The organism is Solibacillus sp. FSL K6-1126 (assembly GCF_038003445.1).
Classification (GTDB): domain Bacteria; phylum Bacillota; class Bacilli; order Bacillales_A; family Planococcaceae; genus Solibacillus; species Solibacillus silvestris.
This window is the reverse complement of sequence record NZ_JBBOPD010000001.1, coordinates 2,219,303-2,239,639: the sequence shown is the minus strand read 5'-3', so window position 1 is coordinate 2,239,639 and position 20,337 is coordinate 2,219,303. Positions and strand designations below refer to the sequence as shown.

General features: G+C 38.7%; 18 protein-coding genes. 13 read left to right on the top strand and 5 right to left on the bottom strand.

The features are described from left to right. Positions 1–3: 3 nt before the first annotated feature. The 3 genes from MHH44_RS10920 to mscL form a co-directional block, all read right to left on the bottom strand. Positions 4–1,167, bottom strand: a complete 1,164-nt coding sequence (locus MHH44_RS10920) for an aminotransferase class I/II-fold pyridoxal phosphate-dependent enzyme (RefSeq protein WP_340798565.1) — start codon at positions 1,165–1,167, stop codon at positions 4–6. Next, positions 1,164–2,279, bottom strand: a complete 1,116-nt coding sequence (locus MHH44_RS10915; RefSeq protein WP_340798564.1) for a methionine biosynthesis PLP-dependent protein — start codon at positions 2,277–2,279, stop codon at positions 1,164–1,166. The genes MHH44_RS10920 and MHH44_RS10915 overlap by 4 nt, the downstream gene beginning before the upstream one ends. A 182-nt stretch (positions 2,280–2,461) precedes the next feature. Then, positions 2,462–2,854, bottom strand: a complete 393-nt coding sequence (gene mscL, locus MHH44_RS10910) for a large conductance mechanosensitive channel protein MscL (protein ID WP_008403687.1) — start codon at positions 2,852–2,854, stop codon at positions 2,462–2,464. A 141-nt stretch (positions 2,855–2,995) separates the two neighbouring features. Here mscL and MHH44_RS10905 point away from each other — a divergent pair, with 141 nt between their 5' ends. Continuing rightward, positions 2,996–3,679 (top strand): lytic transglycosylase domain-containing protein, encoded by a 684-nt coding sequence (locus MHH44_RS10905; RefSeq protein ID WP_008403686.1) that lies wholly within the window; start codon positions 2,996–2,998, stop codon positions 3,677–3,679. Between the two features lie 53 nt (positions 3,680–3,732). On the opposite strand, the gene MHH44_RS10900 is transcribed toward MHH44_RS10905, so the two are convergent. Both MHH44_RS10900 and MHH44_RS10895 read right to left on the bottom strand, forming a co-directional pair. Further along, positions 3,733–3,993 carry a GlsB/YeaQ/YmgE family stress response membrane protein gene (locus MHH44_RS10900; protein WP_008403685.1) on the bottom strand — a complete coding sequence of 87 codons (261 nt, stop codon included), beginning with the start codon at positions 3,991–3,993 and terminating at the stop codon, positions 3,733–3,735. Between the two features lie 169 nt (positions 3,994–4,162). After that, entirely contained in the window at positions 4,163–4,705 is a 543-nt protein-coding gene (locus MHH44_RS10895) for a cysteine hydrolase family protein (protein WP_339261864.1), read from the bottom strand. Positions 4,706–5,379: 674 nt separating this feature from the next. Between MHH44_RS10895 and ilvD the strand changes: the two genes are divergently transcribed. The 12 genes from ilvD to MHH44_RS10835 all read left to right on the top strand — a co-directional run bounded on the left by ilvD (position 5,380) and on the right by MHH44_RS10835 (position 20,209). Next, on the top strand, positions 5,380–7,050 hold the full coding sequence (ilvD, locus tag MHH44_RS10890; RefSeq protein ID WP_339261862.1) for a dihydroxy-acid dehydratase: 1,671 nt from the start codon (positions 5,380–5,382) through the stop codon (positions 7,048–7,050). Positions 7,051–7,495: 445 nt separating this feature from the next. Beyond that, positions 7,496–9,244 carry a biosynthetic-type acetolactate synthase large subunit gene (gene ilvB / locus MHH44_RS10885; RefSeq protein ID WP_065215902.1) on the top strand — a complete coding sequence of 583 codons (1,749 nt, stop codon included), beginning with the start codon at positions 7,496–7,498 and terminating at the stop codon, positions 9,242–9,244. Next, on the top strand, positions 9,241–9,756 hold the full coding sequence (gene ilvN / locus MHH44_RS10880; protein WP_008403681.1) for an acetolactate synthase small subunit: 516 nt from the start codon (positions 9,241–9,243) through the stop codon (positions 9,754–9,756). The genes ilvB and ilvN overlap by 4 nt, the downstream gene beginning before the upstream one ends. A gap of 229 nt (positions 9,757–9,985) precedes the next feature. Further along, positions 9,986–10,999 (top strand): ketol-acid reductoisomerase, encoded by a 1,014-nt coding sequence (ilvC, locus tag MHH44_RS10875; RefSeq protein ID WP_008403679.1) that lies wholly within the window; start codon positions 9,986–9,988, stop codon positions 10,997–10,999. A gap of 1 nt (position 11,000) precedes the next feature. Continuing rightward, complete coding sequence (locus MHH44_RS10870; protein ID WP_041865742.1) at positions 11,001–12,545, top strand: 2-isopropylmalate synthase; 1,545 nt, start codon at positions 11,001–11,003, stop codon at positions 12,543–12,545. A 108-nt stretch (positions 12,546–12,653) separates the two neighbouring features. Continuing rightward, on the top strand, positions 12,654–13,754 hold the full coding sequence (gene leuB / locus MHH44_RS10865; RefSeq protein WP_008403675.1) for a 3-isopropylmalate dehydrogenase: 1,101 nt from the start codon (positions 12,654–12,656) through the stop codon (positions 13,752–13,754). A 70-nt stretch (positions 13,755–13,824) separates the two neighbouring features. Further along, a complete protein-coding gene (leuC, locus tag MHH44_RS10860) occupies positions 13,825–15,234 on the top strand; it encodes a 3-isopropylmalate dehydratase large subunit (protein WP_340798561.1) in 1,410 nt (469 codons plus the stop codon). Positions 15,235–15,246: 12 nt separating this feature from the next. Continuing rightward, positions 15,247–15,837, top strand: coding sequence for a 3-isopropylmalate dehydratase small subunit (leuD, locus tag MHH44_RS10855; protein ID WP_339261853.1), 591 nt, complete (start codon positions 15,247–15,249; stop codon positions 15,835–15,837). A 122-nt stretch (positions 15,838–15,959) separates the two neighbouring features. Further along, positions 15,960–16,526 carry a hypothetical protein gene (locus MHH44_RS10850; protein ID WP_008403668.1) on the top strand — a complete coding sequence of 189 codons (567 nt, stop codon included), beginning with the start codon at positions 15,960–15,962 and terminating at the stop codon, positions 16,524–16,526. A 128-nt stretch (positions 16,527–16,654) separates the two neighbouring features. Continuing rightward, a complete protein-coding gene (locus MHH44_RS10845) occupies positions 16,655–17,998 on the top strand; it encodes a spore germination protein (RefSeq protein WP_340798559.1) in 1,344 nt (447 codons plus the stop codon). After that, positions 17,995–19,110 (top strand): GerAB/ArcD/ProY family transporter, encoded by a 1,116-nt coding sequence (locus MHH44_RS10840; protein WP_339261850.1) that lies wholly within the window; start codon positions 17,995–17,997, stop codon positions 19,108–19,110. Before MHH44_RS10845 ends, MHH44_RS10840 begins: the two co-directional genes overlap by 4 nt. After that, the gene (locus MHH44_RS10835) at positions 19,085–20,209 is read left to right on the top strand and encodes a Ger(x)C family spore germination protein (protein ID WP_340798556.1); all 1,125 of its coding nucleotides are present in this window, start codon (positions 19,085–19,087) and stop codon (positions 20,207–20,209) included. The genes MHH44_RS10840 and MHH44_RS10835 overlap by 26 nt, the downstream gene beginning before the upstream one ends. Positions 20,210–20,337 lie beyond the last annotated feature (128 nt).

Sequence of the window (20,337 nt, the reverse complement as noted above, 5' to 3'; positions counted from 1 at the left end):
AATTTACTTGATTTTATTTGCGATTTCCAATGCTTGAGTAAAGTCTTCAATTAGATCATCTTCATTTTCCAAACCGACTGAAAATCGCAGCAGACCATCTGTTATTCCGCGTTTTGAGCGTTCTTCCGGTTCCATTGCCGCATGACTCATTTTGGCTGGGTACGATAAGATCGATTCAACACCACCAAGACTAACCGCAAATACCGGGATTTTCATCGCTTCAACAAAAGCTTTAGCAATGTCATAGTTCGGTAAACTAAACGATAATACCGCTCCCGCTGAAGTTGCCTGTGCCGCATGAATTTCAAAACCTGGGTGAGTGGGGAGCCCAGGGTAATATACTTTTTCCACTAATGGATGTGCATGTAAAAATTGTGCAATCCGCATTGCAACACTTGATTCTTCATTAAAACGTACGGCAGTCGTTTTCATATTTTGAATGAGCGTGAAGCAATCCTGTACACCAAGTACAGAACCGAATGAATTTTGCACGAAATAAATTTCATTACCGAGCGCTTCATCTTTCGTTACAACAAGCCCAGCTACTATATCGGAATGCCCCGATAAAAACTTTGTTGCAGAATGAATGACAACGTCTACACCTAACTTCAGCGGCTTTTGATGCAACGGTGTCATAAACGTATTATCTAAAAACGTTAGCGCACCATGTTGTTTCGCGATTTCTACCACAGCACGGATATCGGTAATACCTAATGTAGGATTCGAAGGTGTTTCCATATAAATTAATTTCGTTTCCGGTCGTACTGCTGCTTTTACTGCTTCCGTGTCAGTGAAGTCGACAAATGTATGCGTAATACCGTAACGTGGCAATACTTTTGTAACGAAACGGTACGTACCACCGTAAACGTCTTCTGTAATAACAATATGGTCGCCTGCAGATAAAATCATAAAGCAGGCAGAGACAGCAGCCATACCTGTAGCAAATGCAAACCCTCGATTACCGCCTTCAAGTTCGGCAATGGCCTTTTCCAATGCGGCACGTGTCGGGTTTCCTGAACGCGCATAATCATATTCACCAAATTCATCAATCGATTCCTGATGGAAAGTCGATGATAAATACATCGGTACGTTTACAGCGCCTTTTTTATCGGCATAGCCTTCACGGATGGCCCCGTGTATTAATGCTGTTTCAATGCGGTTTGTCATGCAAATTCACCTCGTAACGAATCGAAAACTTGCTGTAAGTCTGCGATTAAATCTTCTGCTTCTTCAATACCTACTGAGAAACGTAGTAATCGGTCACATACACCTCGTGCAACACGTTCCTCATACGGCATATCGGCATGCGTTTGCGTAGCAGGGTAAGTAATAAAACTCTCCACGCCTCCAAGACTTTCAGCAAATGTTATCAACTTGATTCCTTTTAAAAACGGGTTGACCATTGATCGATCTTTGACGCGGAATGACAGCATACCGCCTTTTCCTGTATACAGTACATCTGTCACGAGAGGTTCATTCGCCAAGTATTCCGCAACTTTTTTTGCATTCGCATCATGCTGTTTTAAACGTAAATGCAAAGTTTTCAGTCCGCGAATCAGCAGCCATGAATCCATCGGTGAAAGCACCATACCAATCCCGTTATGGTAGAATGCTAACTTTTCACATAATTCAGCACCTTTTGCTACGACTAGACCCGCCAATACATCATTATGTCCACCAATATATTTCGTTGCACTATGTAAAACAATATGTGCACCTAATTCAAGGGGACGCTGAAAATACGGAGTGTAAAATGTATTGTCGACAATTAGCAATAAGTTATGTTTTTCCGCTAGTGCCGCATATGCCACAAGATCGATTTCCTGCATTAACGGGTTTGTCGGAGTTTCGATAAACAATGCTTTCGTATTTTCATTGATTAAGCTTTCAACCTCTTCAATGTTAGTAAATGGGTTATATACCGGTTTAATATTGTAGTTTTCCGCAAATGTTTTAAATAGACGATATGTTCCGCCATATAAGTCTTCCGGAACGATTAATTCATCGTTCGGTTTAAATAATGACATGACAAGCTGTACTGCAGCCATTCCTGAGCTGCATGCAAATCCCGCATCGCCGTTTTCCAGATCTGCGATTCCTTGTTCAAGGATTGTACGAGTAGGATTTTTAGTTCGTGTATAATCATAGCCTGTCGATTCACCTATACCCGTATGCTGATAGGCTGTCGACATATAGATCGGTGGATTGATCGCACCTGTTTTGGCATCACTTAAATTTCCGAGCTGTACTAATTTTGTTTCAATTGAACGTTGTGACATGGATTACACTTCCTTACATGAATTTACTAAACATTTCGAATGAATCGAGTATTACATCAATTTATCATGAACAGATGAAAGGAACAATAGGAGAAACGAGTATTAAGTAGAATAGGGGAATAATTGAATTAAAAAACAAAAAAACCTGGAATACGTTCGCTCCGTACTCCAGGATAAAAAAATTATTTGGCTTGTTCATTTTTTAATAAGTCACGGATTTCTTTTAACAGTTCTTCTTTTGTATCGAGTTCCGGTGTCGATTCTTCCACAACTTCCGCTTCTTTTTTACGGTTTAATTTAGTCAGTAATCGTAATGCCATGAAAATAGCAAATGCAATAATAATGAAATCGATAATCGATTGAACGAACACACCTAACGCTATTTGTGCTTCACCTGATCCAAACTTCCATTCGTTTGTCAGATCGATTCCGCCTGTAAGCATCCCGACAAGCGGCATAATAATATTTTCAACTAATGATGTAACAATTTTACCGAATGCTGCACCAATAACAACTGCAACAGCTAAATCGATAACATTGCCCTTCATCGCAAATTCTTTAAAATCTTTCCACATAATATAGCAACTCCTCTTATAATATTACACAATTTCTAATTCTAGCGATTGACACTTTAATTTTCAACAGTGAAAATTACCTGCTTTTTTAGTAGAATGAGAGATAATGAATTCATTATGTATAATAGATTGGTGGCATTTATGGCTAAAAGTAAGAAAAAGAAACCTGTTCTCTCCCCGAAAACAAAAATATTAACAATTATTCTGCTTATCCCCATCACTTTAACAATTTATATTGTTGCTTATTTTAGTTGGCAGCAAATTCGTGGTTGGCCTTTTACGGAAAAAACGGTGTATCAGCAAATCCAGGAGCAGTTTGATTTGGAAATTCCAATCGAATATATCCCTGTATATGTTGCAGCAGAACAAAAATACGGTGTTCCATGGACGCTTCTTGCCGCACATCATCGCGTAGAAACCCGGTTTTCCACAATGTCTACACTTATATCACCGGTTGGCGCAGAAGGCCATCTTCAGTTTATGCCTTGTACATTTGTAGGCTGGCAACACCCATCATGCAAAGACTTAGGGCAGGGGGAAATTCCGGAACATGATAAAACGAATCCTGCCGTTATTAAAAAATATGGCGGATATGGGGTTGATGCAAACGGTGACGGTATAGCTGATCCTTTTGATATTGAAGATGCCGTGTTCAGTGCAGCTAAATTTTTATCAATCGCCGGTGTAAATGATGGGCAATTGAAAAAAGCGATATTTCAATATAATCATAGTGATGAATACGTAGAAAATATCTTATTCTACTATAAACAGTACCGTGATTACGGGAATCAATTGAAAAAAATTGCGCTTGATGAAAACAAATAAAAAAAGTGTGACGTCAAGTCACACTTTTAAAACTATTCTAGATGCAGAAATATTTAATTTGTTGCTTTACGCATTGAGCGTAGGATAAAGCTTACAATAAAGATTAAGACGATGGCACCGATTAATGCAGGGAATACATAGAAGTCTGATACTTTCCAGCCCCAGTTACCTAAAATCATGCTACCGATCCATGAACCGACAATACCTGCAATAATATTACCGATAATGCCTCCTGGTACATCCTTACCTAAAATTACTCCTGCTAACCAACCTAAAATACCACCGATAATTAAAAACCAAATGAAACTCATCATTCTTTCCAACTCCTTTGTTTAAGATTATGAATTATAATTGCATCTAGTTATTTATTTCCTATCATGCAAAAGCTTAAACATTTTTTTAGCTGGAAGTTTTTATGCAGTTCCGAAAATTATGGGAGTAAAATCATTTTATAGTGAATAATAAAATAATGTTACTTTTTAATTAAATAATGGAAGCACCTAAACAAGATTTGAAATGGCCAAGCGCCCATTTATGTCCGATTTCATTAAAACTTGCTACGGCATATTCAGGAATTTTGATTTTATAGCCTAAATTATAACTGTCTACCGCTGTGTGCAAAATGCAAATATCAGTGCATACACCGACCAGTACAACTTCTTCCACGCCGCGTTCCCTTAGCAAAATATCTAAATTTGTCCCTGCAAAGGCACTATAACGCGTTTTATCAAATGAAATAACACAATCTTTGTATGTTACATATAGATCTTTTACCGAACCATACAGTTCCCGGCCTTTTGTTCCTGCAATATTATGCGGCGGAAACAATTTAGATTCAGGATGATACGGATCGTTTTCAACATGTAAATCATTGGCGAAAACGACTACATCTTTTTGTTGAATAAATTGCTCTATAAGAGTACTAATATTGTTTTCTATTGCCTGTCCCGGCTTACCGCAAGTTAATTTACCATCATCCGCTACAAAATCATACGTATAATCAATGACAATCAATGCTTTTTTCATCTTTCATTCACTCCTTTTCAATTGTAAGCTTATTATGCCATGGCTAAAGAAAAAATGTGATCGATATTATAAATCTAAATATTCCAAATATTTTGATTTATTATGCTGAATGTTGTATAGTTAGGATATTAAAAAAATGGGGTGATTAATATGGATATGGCATTAAAGAAGAAACTGGATCGACAAGGATTAATTTTTGCAGGAATCCACAGTTTAATCATATTGAACTTTGCTATTGAATTATTATTACTCTAATAGATTACGATATTTAATAGAATCTAGCCTAATATTGCGCTAGGTTCTTTTTTGTGGCGAAAAAAGACGGGGCTCAATAAATATGTACAAAAAATTTTAAAAATTCAATTTTTGTAAAAAGTGTGACGAAAGAGTTAAAAGGTAACACCAATGAGGATGAAAGCGATTGCAATAAATCTTTACTTTCTGAATTGTATAAAAAATTCAAAAAATAGTGTTGACGTTCTAGTTCGTTTCGTACTATGATAACAACAATTTAGTACACCACATCACTCAAGCGACATTTTGATGTGAGCTTATAAGGTGTAAAACTTTCGATACTTTCTAATTATAAAATTTCGAATATTTGAAATTTAAATTGAATATCGAACATATAAAAACAACTAGAGTAAAAGCATTACGTTGAGGGGCGTTTAAAAATGAGAAGTGATATGATCAAAATGGGAGTTGACCGAGCTCCACACCGTAGTCTTTTATATGCTACAGGTAAAGTAAAGGCAAGAGATTTAGAGAAGCCATTTATCGGTGTATGTAATTCTTATATTGATATTATTCCAGGCCATGTCCATTTACGAGAATTTGCGGACGTAGTAAAAGAGGCCATTATTGAAGCAGGCGGGATTCCATTCGAGTTCAATACTATTGGAGTCGATGACGGAATTGCAATGGGGCATATCGGGATGCGCTACTCTTTGCCATCACGTGAAATCATAGCCGATTCAGCTGAAACGGTTATTAATGCACACTGGTTTGACGGAGTATTCTACATACCAAACTGTGACAAAATTACACCAGGTATGTTAATGGCAGCTGTTCGTACAAATGTTCCTTCTGTATTCGTATCAGGAGGACCAATGGAAGCAGGTACTTCTTCTTCAGGGAAAACATTATCGTTAACGAGTGTTTTTGAAGGAGTCGGTGCACATAAAGCAGGTACGATGACTGCTGAAGAGCTGCTTGATATTGAAAACAATGCGTGTCCAACATGCGGCTCTTGTTCAGGAATGTTCACTGCTAACTCAATGAACTGCTTAATGGAAATGTTAGGTTTAGCATTACCGGGCAACGGTACAATTGTTGCAACAAGCGAAAAACGTAAAGAATTAATTTACGAAGCAGCGAAGCATTTAGTACGCATGATTAAAGAAGATGTAAAACCACGTGACATTGTTACAAAAGAAGCGATTGATGATGCTTTTGCTCTTGATATGGCAATGGGCGGTTCTACAAATACAGTACTTCATACATTGGCAATTGCCAATGAAGCAGAAATTGACTACAACATTGAAGACATTAATAAAGTAGCAGAACGTGTTCCGTACATTGCAAAAATAATGCCGGCATCGGATATTTCGATGGATGACATTGCAAAAGCGGGCGGTGTTCAGGCGATTATTAATGAATTAACAAAAATTCCAGGGGCAATTCACCCTGACAGACCAACAATCGCAGGTGTTTCCATGAGAGAGCTTGTGAAAGACTATGAAATTACGAATGATCGTGTCATTCGCACAAAAGATAATCCATATAGTGCTGTAGGCGGACTTTCCGTGTTATTCGGAAATATTGCCCCTGAAGGCTCGGTAATTAAGGTCGGTGCGGTTGATCCTTCTATTAAAACCTTTACAGGCGAAGCGATTGTATTCGAATCACAGGAAGAAGCACAGCAGGCAATCGATGACGGCGTAGTACGTGAAGGACATGTAGTTGTCATTCGCTATGAAGGTCCAAAAGGCGGGCCAGGTATGCCGGAAATGCTGGCACCAACTTCTGCAATTCAAGGACGTGGGTTAGGAACGAAAGTCGCACTCATTACAGATGGCCGTTTCTCAGGTGCATCTCGCGGTATTTCAATCGGCCATATTTCTCCGGAAGCTGCTGAAGGCGGTCCAATCGCATTAATCGAAAATGGCGATACAATTATAATTGATTTGCCAAGCAGAACAATTAATCTACAAGTTTCCGACGAAATTCTTGCAGAGCGTCGTTTAAATTTAAAACCATTTGAACCAAAAATTAAGCGCGGCTGGTTGGCACGTTACTCAGCATTAGTAACAAATGCTTCCCAAGGCGGCGTAATGAAAATATAATCTGAATATTTTAAAGCGTTGATGAGGTTAAAGGATATAGAGTCTTGTATTTACCAGAGAGCCGGTATTGGTGGAAGCCGGCGGTACAACTATATCCGACATCCCCTCGGAGTGGGCTATTAAACGCATTTGTCATTAGATAGCTCCGGGCATATTCGAATTGCTCGTTATTAATGAACCGTTCTCTTTGTTTAGTTGCGCAAATTTCCAGTAGGAACTTTGAAATAAAGAGGCTAAGGCGGTTCACGAGGTAACTAGGTGAACACTGTTTCTTTTAGAAGCGCATGTTCATCGATGTTATAAATGAGGGTGGTACCATGAAAAGTCTTTTTCATCCCTACGTAAGAGGTTTTCTTTTGCGTGCGGAGAAAGAGGCTTTTTCTTTTTATAAATTTATAAAAATGACTTCACATATAAAGTTTTAAAAAAGGAAGGAGAAATTACTATGAGTGCAAACGTTTCAGTAAATCAAGAAATCGAAAAGCCCGAAGAACAACAGCAAGTAACAAAACCGAGAGACGGTGCGGATATTTTAGTGCAGGCACTGCATGAACAAGATGTGGATATTATTTTTGGTTACCCGGGTGGGGCAGTTTTACAAATTTATGATGCTCTATACCGCAATCCGATCCGTCACATTTTGACACGCCACGAACAAGGTGCTATCCATGCGGCAGAAGGTTACGCACGTGTTATGAATAAACCGGGTGTAGTAATTGCGACATCTGGACCTGGAGCGACAAACCTTGTAACCGGTATTGCCGATGCGATGATTGACTCGATCCCGTTAGTAATTTTTACAGGGCAAGTAGCTACATCGGTAATCGGTACAGATGCATTCCAGGAAGCTGATATTATGGGCATCACAACACCAATTACAAAACATAACTATCAAGTGCAGGACGTAGCAGATATTCCTCGTATTGTTAAAGAGGCATTCCATATTGCCAATACAGGACGTAAAGGACCGGTTGTCATTGACTTCCCGAAAAATATCTCTCAAACAGTATTCCTGGATGAAATTAAAGCTCCGGATGATATTTATTTACCGGGTTACCAGCCGACAACGAAACCGAATTACCTGCAGATTCAAAAGGCGATTCAAGCATTAAGTTTAGCTAAAAAACCTTTAGTACTGGCAGGTGCAGGTGTATTATTCGCCGACGCACGCGAACAATTGACAGAATTTATTGAAAAATATAATTTACCGGTTGTTAATACATTACTTGGTTTAGGAAGCATTCACGGACAGCATAAACAATTCTACGGAATGGCCGGGATGCACGGTTATGCAACTGCCAATGATGCCATTACAAAATGTGACCTATTAATTAATATCGGTGCACGTTTTGATGACCGTTTAACAGGTAATTTAGCAACATTTGCACCGAACGCTACGATTATCCATATCGATATCGATCCGGCAGAAATCGGTAAAAATGTACCGACTGATATTCCGATTGTTGCAGATGCGAAAGAAGCGTTATATGCCCTGTTGAAAAAAGATTTCCCAGGACCAGATACGACGGAATGGACTCATTACTTAAATGATAGCCGTGATAAATATCCGCTTTGGTATGAAGAAGCGGGAGAAGAAATTTTACCGCAGCAAGCAGTTGAAATCATTCATAAGCTGACAGATGGAGAAGCGATTATCACAACAGATGTTGGACAGCATCAAATGTGGGCAGCCCAATATTATCAACTAAATAATCCGCATAACTGGGTAACATCAGGCGGTTTAGGAACGATGGGCTTCGGTTTCCCGGCAGCAATCGGTGCACAGTTTGCGAAGCCTGAGAAAAAGGTTATCTCAATTGTTGGAGATGCCGGTTTCCAAATGACAAATCAGGAACTTGCATTACTAAAGGAATTTAACTTACCAGTAAAAGTAGTAATCCTTAACAACAGTTGTTTAGGAATGGTACGTCAATGGCAGGAAACATTCTATGAGGAGCGTTATTCACAAAGCTTAATGCCAATCCAGCCGGACTTCGTTAAACTTGCCGATGCATATGGCATTAAAGGCTACCGCATTGACAATTTATCAGAAGCGGAAGCAATCTTTGACGAAGCGATCAATTCTGATGAGCCGGTTGTCATTGATTGTCGAGTGAAGCAACTTGTTAGCGTATTCCCGATGGTTGCGCCTGGTAAAGGATTACATGAAATGATTGGAGTGAAAAAGCCATGAAACGAGTGCTGACAGTAACAGTAATTAACCAAAGCGGCGTATTGAACCGAGTGACTGGCTTATTAATGAAACGTCAATTCAATATTGAATCGATTACAGTAGGTCATACGGAACAGCCGAATTTTTCGAAAATGACGTTCATCGTCCATGTTGAAGATGAAAATAAAATCGAACAGTTAATCAAGCAGCTTTCGAAGCAAATCGATGTATTAAAAGTAAACGATATTACAGAAAAAGCGATCGTCCTTCGTGAGTTGGCTCTTATAAAAGTAGTTTCACCACCCAACTTGCGCCTGGAGATGAATGCAATCGTTGAGCCATTCCGTCCGCAGGTTGTCGATACTTCGAAAAATGTTGTGACATATGAAGTAGTTGGCCATCCGGAAAAAATCGATGCTTTTATCGAGTTACTTCGTCCATATGGCATTAAAGAGTTAACACGTACTGGTGCAACAGCAGCCATCCGTGAAGCACAAAAAATCGAGAGCCCGCAATTATCGATTTTAAAATAAGCAAACGGCCAATTTTATGTCAAAGATGGATACGTTGTATTTAGTGGAGGTGGCGACTCCTAGGGGATAAGCACGAGGGAGAGACTTTAGGCTCGAGCCGTGCCCCTGGAAAGCGTCCACCGCAACGGAATACAACATTACTCAATTGGTTTTAAACAGGGTGGAAGATGTCATCTGAAGCCCGTATTTCAAAAATAAAAAAACATTCACTTAATTGGAGGAAATGAAAATGTCAAAAATGTATTATGAAAACGAAATTAACGAGCAAGTATTACAAGGGAAGAAAATCGCGATCATCGGTTATGGTTCACAAGGCCATGCTCATGCGCTTAACTTAAAAGAATCAGGTTTTGATGTAGTAGTAGGTATCCGTCCAGGTAAATCATACGATGCAGCAAAAGAAGATGGCGTAGAAGTAAAATCTGTAGCAGAAGCGGCTGCAGAAGCAGATGTAATTCAAATCCTACTTCCGGATGAGCGTCAAAAAGCAGTATATGAAGCAGAAATCGCACCACATTTAACACCTGGTAAAGCGTTAATGTTCGCACACGGTTTCAACGTACACTTCGATCAAATTCAACCACCAGCAGATGTTGACGTATTCCTAGTAGCTCCAAAAGGCCCAGGTCACTTAGTACGTCGTCAATTCACTGAAGGAGCTGGCGTACCAGGCTTATTCGCAATCCACCAAGATGCGACAGGTCAAGCGCGTGATTTAGCTCTAGCATACGGTAAAGGTATCGGTTCAGCACGTGGCGGATTACTTGAAACTACTTTTGCTGAAGAAACAGTAACTGACCTATTCGGTGAGCAAGCAGTACTTTGCGGCGGTACAACTGAACTTGTTAAAGCAGGTTTCGAGACATTAGTTGAAGCAGGTTATCAACCAGAATTAGCTTACTTTGAAACATTACACGAACTTAAATTAATCGTTGACTTAATGTTTGAAGGCGGTATGGCGACAATGCGCTATTCAATTTCAGATACAGCAGAGTGGGGCGACTATGTTTCAGGTCCCCGTATTATCGACGCATCAGTAAAAGCGCGTATGAAAGACGTATTAACTGATATCCAAGACGGTACATTTGCGAAGCGCTGGATCGCTGAAAACGAAAACGGCCGCCCTGAATACACAAAATTCAAAGAAGCTGGTGCAAACCACCAAATTGAAGAAGTTGGCGAAAAATTACGTGCTATGATGCCATTCATCAACCAAGGAAAACAAAAGGTAACAGTGAAATAATATGAGAAAAATTGACATTTTTGATACAACATTGCGCGACGGAGAACAATCGGCCGGTATTAACTTAAATACTGCAGAGAAAGTAGAAATCGCAAAACAACTAGAGCGTTTAGGTGTCACAATTATTGAGGCGGGATTTCCTGCCTCATCTCCAGGTGACTTGGAGGCGGTATCATTAATCGCGAAAACAGTGAAAAATTCAATCGTCACAGGTTTAGCACGTGCTGTTAAAAGCGATATTGATGCCGTGTGGGAAGCAATTCGCCATGCTGAACAGCCACATGTCCATACATTTATTGCAACAAGCCCGATTCATATGGAATATAAGCTAAAGAAAAATCCGGATGAAGTAATCGAGCAAGCCGTAACAGCTGTAAAGTATGCAAAGGAAAAATTCTCACTTGTAGAATTTTCTGCTGAAGACGGGTTCCGTTCAGATAAAGAATTTTTAGTTCGAATTTGCCGGGAAGTTATTAAAGCTGGTGCAACAACGATCAATATTCCGGATACAGTTGGTTACGCATCACCGGAAGAATACGGCGCTTTATTCCGTTATTTACGTGAAAACGTGATCGGTGCAGAAAAGATTAAATTTTCGGCACATTGTCATGACGATTTAGGTATGGCAGTTGCAAACTCTTTGGCAGCGATCGAAAACGGTGCAGACCAAGTAGAATGTACGATTAACGGACTAGGCGAACGTGCAGGAAATGCCGCATTGGAAGAAATCGGTGTTGCCCTACATATTCGTAAAGACTTCTATGGTGTTGAAACAGGACTGAATTTAAAAGAAATTAAACGTACATCACAGATGGTAAGCCGTTTAACAAATGTAGTCATTCAACCAAACAAAGCAGTTGTCGGTAAAAATGCATTTGCACATGAATCAGGAATTCACCAGGATGGTGTATTAAAAAATCCTGAGACATATGAAATCATATCTCCAGCACTTATCGGAGAAGATGATATCCCGTTAGTTTTAGGAAAACATTCAGGCCGCGCAGCATTCCGTGATCGTGCGGAAACAATGGGATTCCAGTTATCGGATGAAAAGCTGAACAAAGCTTTCGCTGAGTTTAAAAAATTGGCCGATCGCAAAAAAGAAGTGACAGAAGAAGATTTAACAACAATCTTAACTGAGCAGCAAGTTTCAATAGAAGATGTTCCATTATTTGAACTTAAATCAGTCCAAGTTCAGTACGGTACAGAAAATATTCCAACTGCCACTGCATCAGTCATTACTCCTGAAGGGGAGTTGAAAACACTTGCTTCAACAGGATCGGGTTCAGTCGAAGCTATTTTTAATACACTTGAGCAGCTTGTTGGAGGTAAAGTTAATATTTTGGACTACCGAGTACAATCAGTTGGTAAAGGTCGTGATGCACTTGGGGAAGCGGTCATTAATTTAAAATATAATGGCTACACATCAACAGGACGCGACTCTGCACAGGATGTGCTGGAAGCAAGCGCAAAAGCATATTTAAATGCAGTGAACCGACAATTGATTCAACAGCAAGTACGCGAAAAACTGGCAATTACGATTTAACAGATTGTACGAACTAATTGCAATCTTTTTATATCATCATTAGCGCCATCCTAATTGGTGGCGCTTCTACATCAAGTTACTTCACGTAGAAAGAAAGGTGTTTTACAAATGGAAAAGATAATTACAGTACTACCAGGTGACGGCATTGGTCCAGAGGTTGTTGCAAGTGCAGTAAAAGTATTACAAGTAATCGGGAAACGTTTTAACCATACATTTCATTTAAACTACGCGGCAATCGGCGGAGCTGCAATTGATCAGTACAACAACCCGTTACCGGAAGAAACAATTGCGATGTGTGAAGCAAGTGATGCCATTTTATTAGGCGCGGTAGGTGGTCCAAAATGGGATAATAACCCGCCAGCATTGCGTCCGGAAAAAGGTTTACTGAAAATCCGCAAGCACTTCGATTTATTTGCGAATTTACGTCCTGTGAAAGCATTCCCAAGTTTACTTGCATCTTCTCCATTAAAGCGTGAAGTTGCGGAAAATGTAGACTTAATGATCGTCCGTGAATTAACAGGAGGGCTATACTTCGGAGAACCACGTAAAAAAACAGATGCAGGTGCTATTGATACATGTGTGTATTCCCGTGAAGAAATCGAACGTATTGTCGAAAATGCATTCGAATTAGCACGATTACGCCGAGGAAAACTTTGCTCAGTAGATAAAGCAAATGTACTGGATACATCCCGTTTATGGCGTGAAATTGTAGAAGAGAAGAAAAAGCAGTACCCAGATGTAGAAACAGAACACAACTTAGTTGACTCAGTGGCAATGAAACTGATTACAAATCCGGGTCATTATGATGTCATCGTTACAGAAAACTTATTCGGCGACATTTTAAGTGATGAAGCTTCTGTAATTACGGGTTCATTAGGTGTATTACCTTCTGCATCAATTCGCGGCGATAATTTTGGACTTTATGAGCCTGTACATGGTTCAGCACCTGAAATTGCTGGCCAAGGTGTTGCAAACCCGGCAGCAACAATTCTTTCAGTAGCAATGATGCTTCAATATTCATTTGGCTTAAAAGAAGAAGCAGCTGAAATCGAGCGTGCTGTTGCAGCCGTATTCGAAGATGGCTACTACACAGCCGATTTAGCCCAGGAACATACACGTACATTAACAACAGAAGAATGGACAGAAAAAGTACTAAACGAAATCGATGCAAGCTTCGTCTCAGACAGCATTATGATTTCATATAACTAATAATTCAGATAAAAAGAAAAGTAGTTGGTTTTGAATCAACACTATATATGGTTAAGGAACGGTGAGAACTATGGGGAAAAATATTATAGAAAAAGTGTGGGAACAGCATGTCGTACATCGTGAAGAAGGAAAGCCGGACTTACTTTATATTGACCTGCATTTAATACACGAAGTTACAAGTCCTCAAGCATTCGAAGGACTTCGCCTGGCAGGACGAAAAGTGCGTCGTACTGATCTTTCGTTCGCAACTATGGATCATAACGTACCGACTAAAAATCTGCCGACGATTAACGATCCGATCGCAAAAAAACAAATTATGACACTTGCGGAAAACGCAAAAGAATTCGGTATCGAATTAGCTGATATCGGTCATCCGGATCAAGGGATCGTTCACGTAATTGGACCGGAATTAGGACTGACGCAACCTGGTAAAACAATCGTTTGCGGTGATTCCCATACAGCGACACACGGTGCATTCGGCGCAATCGCATTCGGAATCGGTACATCAGAAGTAGAACATGTATTATCGACACAAACTTTATGGCAATTAAAGCCGCCAACAATGGAAATCCGTGTGAACGGTGAACTTGGTGTTGGTGTAACAGCGAAAGACATCATTTTAGCGATTATTGCAAAATGGGGAATCGGTGTTGGTACAGGGCATATCGTGGAGTATACAGGTGAAGCAATCCGCAAGCTCTCTATGGAAGAGCGCATGACAATCTGTAATATGTCGATTGAAGCAGGAGCAAAAGCAGGCCTGATTTCACCGGATGAAACGACGGTTGAATTTTTACGCGGTCGACGTCACGTACCTCAAGGAGATAAATTTGAGGAAGCGGCAAAATACTGGTTAAGCCTTACATCGGATGCAGATGCAACATATGATGTAGTCCTTGAAATTGACGCACAGGAAATCGAGCCGATTGTAACATGGGGCACAAATCCAGCGATGGGTGTCGGCGTTTCAAAAACAGTTCCTACTGCTGCTGATTATGACAATGAAACAGATAGATCCGCTTTAAACAAAGCACTGAAATATATGGATTTACAAGAAGGCCAAAAAATTACAGATATTGAAATTCAACATGTATTTATCGGATCTTGTACGAACTCCCGTATTAACGACTTACGTGCAGCAGCTGAAATTGTAAAAGGTGAAAAGCTTGCACCGGGGGTTAAAGGGATTGTTGTTCCTGGTTCTTGGTCGACAAAACGCCAGGCAGAAGAAGAGGGTCTACATCTAATATTCCTTGATGCTGGCTTTGAATGGCGTGAATCAGGCTGTTCTGCTTGCTTAGGGATGAATGAAGATGTAATTCCAGCGGGTGAACGATGTGCTTCTACATCTAACCGTAACTTTGAAGGACGTCAAGGTGCAGGTGCACGCACTCATCTTGTATCACCGGCGATGGCAGCAGCAGCTGCAATTCACGGACGTTTTGTCGATGTTCGTAAGCTACAAAAGCAGGAAGCATAAGGAGAGATCAGCATGAAACCGATTAATATTGTAAATAGTATCTATGCACCACTTGATCGTAAAAACGTCGATACAGACCAGATTATTTCGAAGGAATTTTTAAAGCGCATCGAACGTACAGGATTCGGACAATTCGTATTTTATCACTGGCGTTTTGATGAAAACGGCAATCCAATCGAGGATTTCGTATTAAATAAACCGGAATATAAAAACGCTGAAATTTTAGTGGCACAAGATAACTTTGGCTGTGGCTCATCACGTGAGCACGCTCCATGGGCTATCCTTGATTACGGATTCCGAGTTGTCATCGCACCAAGCTTTGCGGATATTTTCCATAATAACTGTTTCAAAAACGGTATTTTACCGATTAAATTAACGGAAAGCGAATGTGACGAACTGTTAGAAAAAGGTTTAGCAGAAGCACAGGCAATTGAAGTTAATTTAGAACAGCAAACGGTTACTACGGGTTATGGCAAAACGTATTCATTTGAAATTGATCCATACTATAAACAAATGTTATTGAATGGATGGGACGAAATTTCTCTTACATTCCAATATGAAGAGCAAATTACTGCTTACGAGAAAAATCGCGTAGCATACTAATAGATGAGCCTGTTACTTTGGGAACCCCCCTTAGTAGCAGGCTCTGTCTTATTTTACCGGTTGTTACGCTATTTTGGCGATGCTATAATTTAATTCATTGTGTAAGTATCGGGAGTGTAATTATGAATAAATTATGGGTTTGGATCGGGATTATTTTAGTTATTGGGTTTATCATCAATTACTGGATGTTAATCGTTGGAGCCGTTGCTCTGTATTATGGAATTAAGAAACTTGTAAAATATTCTAAAGAGAAACAGCAACAAAAAGCGCTAATAGCAGAACAACAGCAAATAATAGAAAATCAATCAACGATCGAGTATAAAATGGAAAGATTGCTAATTTTAACAAATAATATTGATCCCAATGGATATAAGCGCCAATTGTATAAAAACAAGCAGCAATTGGATTTAAGGGATTACTGGTATAAATATTTGGATTTACGCGCAAAACTCATTTTGAATGACACACCTACATACCGTGAAGAGGAAGTTTTGCACATAATGTGTGATGAACTGCTAATACGAATGGATAACTTGGAAATAGAAGTAACAGATGCGGTCAAAAAAGAATTTATTGAAGAAAACTTAATGCCATTGCTAAAAGATGTAGTGGAAATCATGGAAGATATCAGCCCAGTGAAAACAATTAATATGGATGCATACCGCTTATTGAAAGCGAATAATCATTAGACTGGAAAAGCCATTCTCATTATGAGATGGGCTTTTTTATGTTTATTAACCAAATTTAACCTTTCCTGAATATTATTTCTCATATTGGACATTCTATAAAAAAGTTTTGCTGAGATTGGAGAAATAATATGTCTTCGGAAGAGAACATTAAGTGGATTAATGAACAATTCAAAGATACAAATGAATTAACGATGAAGACGCTGGAAGATGATGATAAGAAAGCAGAGCTGTTTTACATAAAGCCGCTTATCAATGTGGAATTGCTTCAACAAATTATCATTAAACCTTTTTTTGAAATGCAATCTGAAACTAAATTTATCCGATATCTGAAAGCTTTGCCTCAATTTCAGGACAGTAAGTCACAGGAGCAACTGAAAACTGAAGTACTGAACGGCAATGTAGTTCTTTTCATACAGAATAAATTTTATTTGCTGGACCTGAAATTTTCTTTCAATGACCAGACGAATGCAGCATCAGTTGAAACAACAATACACGGTTCACAGCTGGCACTTAGCGACAATATTGCGACCAATATTAATATTATTCGATCCGATTACCATCAGCCAACGTTATATGTTGAATATTCCACGATAGGTCAAGTAAACAATCATAAAATGGCTATCATTTACGACAAGGAAAAAGTAAATAAAAATGCCCTGAAACTCATCACGGAAAAATTGCAGCAAGTGGATAAGCAGGTCATTACATCTACGGTTCAGCTAAGTAACTATATCAACAATAAAAAGTTATCATTATTTCCGCAGTTGATTATGACCGAACGTCCGGACAGGATCGTTTATAACTTGGCTGGAGGCAAAGTTATCATATTGGTGGATGGTAACCCTCAAGCATTGATTGCCCCAGTATATTTCTTCGACTTTATGACATCGATGGAGGATAATTACCATTCATTTTATATATCGTTTTTCCTTAAATTTCTTCGTTATACCGGGTTATTTATCAGTCTCCTTTTACCGGGCTTATATATCGGTATTACTTCATTTGCACCGGAAGTGTTCAGGACAGAACTCGCTTTGACAATTGCAGGAAGCCGTATTGGGGTACCGTTTTCTTCATTTGTAGAAGTACTGTTCATGCTGTTTTTTATGGAAATGCTGCTGGAAGCGAGTATACGACTACCGAAAAGTATTAGTGCGACTGCTACAACCGTTGGGGGGTTAATTTTAGGGACGGCTGTAACAGAAGCATCTCTCGCATCGGATATTATGGTTATTATTGTATCGGCGGTGGCAATATCAACTTTTGTTATTCCAATCAATGAAATGGCATTTTCCATACGAGTAATTCGCTTCATTTTCATTCTTGCAGCAACAATACTCGGTCTGGCAGGATTAACGTTAGCGCTTTATGCGATGATTATGTATTTAGTGAGTATCGATAGCTTCGGTGAACCGTATCTGAAATTTAATGAAAAGAAGACAAGTAAAACGAAGGCAGGGGAGGAAATATGAGCAGGTTTTATTACTATTTAATTCTTATTAATATGGTTGCTAATATTATCGCTTCGGTACCTGCTATCCTTCTCCATTATCACAATGATGGTGCTGTCATTTCCATGCTTTTATCAATTGCTGCAGGTGTACTTCTTGTAACAATATACACAAAATTTTTCCTTAAGTATCCAGGTAAAACTTTACCTGAACTGCTGGAAAAAACTACTTCCAAATGGTTTTACCTGCCTTTCGTTTTTCTACTCGCTGTATTATGGTTTGTTGCAGGGCTTATTACGCTAATAACATTTACATTCTTACTTATTCGCTATTTAAGTCCTGAAATGCCAATAATTCTTATTTGCCTAACTTTAATATTAGCGGTAATTTTTGGCTGTATATTAAAAACAGACCGTGTAATGTACACCGTTGAGATGATTATGATTATCACAAGTCCTTTAATTCTTTTCATATTTTTTAAAGCATACAGCAGCAAAAGTCTAAATTGGGACTTTGTTAGGGAAGCGGCTTTATATATTAATCAAGTACCGAACTGGCATTCATTTTCTGCTTGCTTTTTTTTATTTTTGGGTGCTGCCAATCTATTTATATTCAATCGTTTCTTTACGGATAAACAGAAATTTGGCTTTAGACAGATTATGTTTATTGTTTTAATATCTATTGGGACTTTATTTACAACGTACTTCATCCCGATAGGCTTTAATGGAGTTGAAGGAATTAATGATTTAGTCTATCCGTGGATTTCGACGACCGATTCGATCAGGATGGAATATTTTATTATTGAACGTGTGTTGTTCATGTTTTTACTGTTTTATTTAGGAATCGCTTTTTTAAGCATACTCATTCACTGGCATGCGGCGGTGGAGTTTTTAAAATTCACCTTTAAGCTGGAAAAAATAAAATATAAAGATAAAGATATCGGGATACTTTTGCCGCTTCCTATTTTTGTTGCCATCTCATTATATTTTGTAACCGTATTAACTGAATATCAGCTTTTCCGGTATTCGAGATATTTTTATGATGTTTTGGTTTTTATTTTTCCAGGCATGATCCTATTGTTTACTTACATTAACAGGAGGATGAAAAATGAAGAGACTTCCCCGGAAAATTAAAGGAACTATACTGTTATTTGTATTGGGAAGTGTTCTATTATCCGGATGCGCATTTAAAGACATTGATAAAAGTGTTTTTGTTGCAATGATCGCCTTAGATGTTTCTGAAGATGAGGATAAACCGTACAAAGTTACATTAAAGCTATATGAACCGACTGGATCTTTTAATGAGGCAACAGAACCTCAGTATTCCTATTTATCGGAAAATGGGGAAACTCTTTCCGAAGCGATTCGTATGATGGAATCCTATTCAGATAAGGAGCTTGAATTTGGACATTCAAAGCTAATTATTCTCGGTGAGGAATTGGTGAAAGATAATAAAAATAAGGAAATTTTGGACTTTTTACTGCGCAGACCTGATATTCAGATGATTTCCTGGATAACGGTTGGGCGTCCTAATGCTGAAGAAATTATTAAAATGATTCCGCAAGGGGAATCGGCGGCTTATCCTGAACTGTTTAACTACTTTGACAGTAATGGTACTACAACACCATATATTGTGACGACACATTTATTTGAGTTCAGAAGAAATATGAAAGAAAGTGGGATCGATAGTGTACTGCCTATTATTGAAATAAATCATGAAGATCAGCATTTTGAAGTTAATAAATCCCTATTACTCGCAATAAACAAAGAACCGTTAGAATTGAATTCATTAGATACTTCGATTTATAATATGCTGTCAAGAAGTGTGAAACATGCGAATTTACTTATAAAAGAGGATGGAGACCATTTCATTGCCAATATCGATACGGTCAAATCAAAATATAATGTGAATATTAAAAATCCGTCTGAAATCCAACTTGATATTAATATTAGTTTATACGGCTCGATAGCAGAATCTCATAAACCAATGATAAATAAAGATCTTCCACAATATAATGAAGAACTGAGGAAGGAATCGGAAGAGAAATTTAAGGGATTTATAACGGAGATGAAAAAACATGGCTATGATCCACTAGGTTTCGGCATCGATTACAAAGCAAAGGTTTTACATAATCGGCGCATGACCGATGAAGAATGGATGGAAGCCTATAAAAAAGCTAAAGTCAACTTAACTGTTAAACCAGGAATAAAAAGTACCGGATCAATCCAATAAGCACTTTGTATAATAACAAAAGACTTCAAATCGAATGTTATCTAGGGTGAAATATTTATAATCAAACTACTAAAAGGGTATTGCATTTTAATGATGCAGTACCTTTTTTATTGTAGTTATATGTAAAT

Bases quoted from the DNA above. Each gene is read 5' to 3' on its own strand.
- MHH44_RS10840 (WP_339261850.1), top strand. From the start codon at position 17,995: ATGAGCAGGTTTTATTACTATTTAATTCTTATTAATATGGTTGCTAAT.
- leuC (WP_340798561.1), top strand. From the start codon at position 13,825: ATGGGGAAAAATATTATAGAAAAAGTGTGGGAACAGCATGTCGTACAT.
- ilvC (WP_008403679.1), top strand. From the start codon at position 9,986: ATGTCAAAAATGTATTATGAAAACGAAATTAACGAGCAAGTATTACAA.
- leuD (WP_339261853.1), top strand. From the start codon at position 15,247: ATGAAACCGATTAATATTGTAAATAGTATCTATGCACCACTTGATCGT.
- MHH44_RS10895 (WP_339261864.1), bottom strand. From the start codon at position 4,705: ATGAAAAAAGCATTGATTGTCATTGATTATACGTATGATTTTGTAGCG.
- MHH44_RS10835 (WP_340798556.1), top strand. From the start codon at position 19,085: ATGAAGAGACTTCCCCGGAAAATTAAAGGAACTATACTGTTATTTGTA.
- MHH44_RS10900 (WP_008403685.1), bottom strand. From the start codon at position 3,993: ATGATGAGTTTCATTTGGTTTTTAATTATCGGTGGTATTTTAGGTTGG.
- ilvD (WP_339261862.1), top strand. From the start codon at position 5,380: ATGAGAAGTGATATGATCAAAATGGGAGTTGACCGAGCTCCACACCGT.
- ilvN (WP_008403681.1), top strand. From the start codon at position 9,241: ATGAAACGAGTGCTGACAGTAACAGTAATTAACCAAAGCGGCGTATTG.
- mscL (WP_008403687.1), bottom strand. From the start codon at position 2,854: ATGTGGAAAGATTTTAAAGAATTTGCGATGAAGGGCAATGTTATCGAT.
- MHH44_RS10905 (WP_008403686.1), top strand. From the start codon at position 2,996: ATGGCTAAAAGTAAGAAAAAGAAACCTGTTCTCTCCCCGAAAACAAAA.
- MHH44_RS10870 (WP_041865742.1), top strand. From the start codon at position 11,001: ATGAGAAAAATTGACATTTTTGATACAACATTGCGCGACGGAGAACAA.
- MHH44_RS10845 (WP_340798559.1), top strand. From the start codon at position 16,655: ATGTCTTCGGAAGAGAACATTAAGTGGATTAATGAACAATTCAAAGAT.
- ilvB (WP_065215902.1), top strand. From the start codon at position 7,496: ATGAGTGCAAACGTTTCAGTAAATCAAGAAATCGAAAAGCCCGAAGAA.
- MHH44_RS10915 (WP_340798564.1), bottom strand. From the start codon at position 2,279: ATGTCACAACGTTCAATTGAAACAAAATTAGTACAGCTCGGAAATTTA.
- MHH44_RS10850 (WP_008403668.1), top strand. From the start codon at position 15,960: ATGAATAAATTATGGGTTTGGATCGGGATTATTTTAGTTATTGGGTTT.
- MHH44_RS10920 (WP_340798565.1), bottom strand. From the start codon at position 1,167: ATGACAAACCGCATTGAAACAGCATTAATACACGGGGCCATCCGTGAA.
- leuB (WP_008403675.1), top strand. From the start codon at position 12,654: ATGGAAAAGATAATTACAGTACTACCAGGTGACGGCATTGGTCCAGAG.